Origin of the sequence: Streptococcus pseudopneumoniae (assembly GCF_001068775.1) — a bacterium.
Lineage (GTDB): Bacteria > Bacillota > Bacilli > Lactobacillales > Streptococcaceae > Streptococcus > Streptococcus pseudopneumoniae_N.
In genome coordinates this window covers 1-294 of the sequence record NZ_JWAJ01000023.1, presented here as the reverse complement: position 1 = coordinate 294, position 294 = coordinate 1, and the positions used below count along the sequence as shown (strand labels likewise).

Here is a 294-nt window from a genome sequence, read left to right as displayed (position 1 = left end):
CGATTTCATTTGATAAGAGGCTTGATGCTGTTAGGCTGGCGAGCCAAGGCTAAGACTAGCCTTGGTTTAGCTGACAAAACAGCTTCAAGGGTTCCTCTTGCCAAATGAAATCTCTTATAGGCATAAGAAAACACCTCTGTGTTATACTTGTTAGTCACCACAAACACAAGAAAGACACAGAGATGCAAAATCATTATACTACAAAAGGCAAACATTTGACAATCGATAGCTGTCGCTTAATCGAACGATGGAAAAAGGAAGGGAAATCAAATAGAGAAATTGCCTCTCTACTTG

Annotated in this window: 1 protein-coding gene; it reads left to right on the top strand. The window is 39.8% G+C overall.

The window, feature by feature from the left end; translation table 11 throughout:
• Positions 1–182: 182 nt before the first annotated feature.
• A partial coding sequence (locus tag ADF68_RS10755) for a helix-turn-helix domain-containing protein (RefSeq protein ID WP_152901822.1) occupies positions 183–294 on the top strand: 112 nt, incomplete at its 3' end.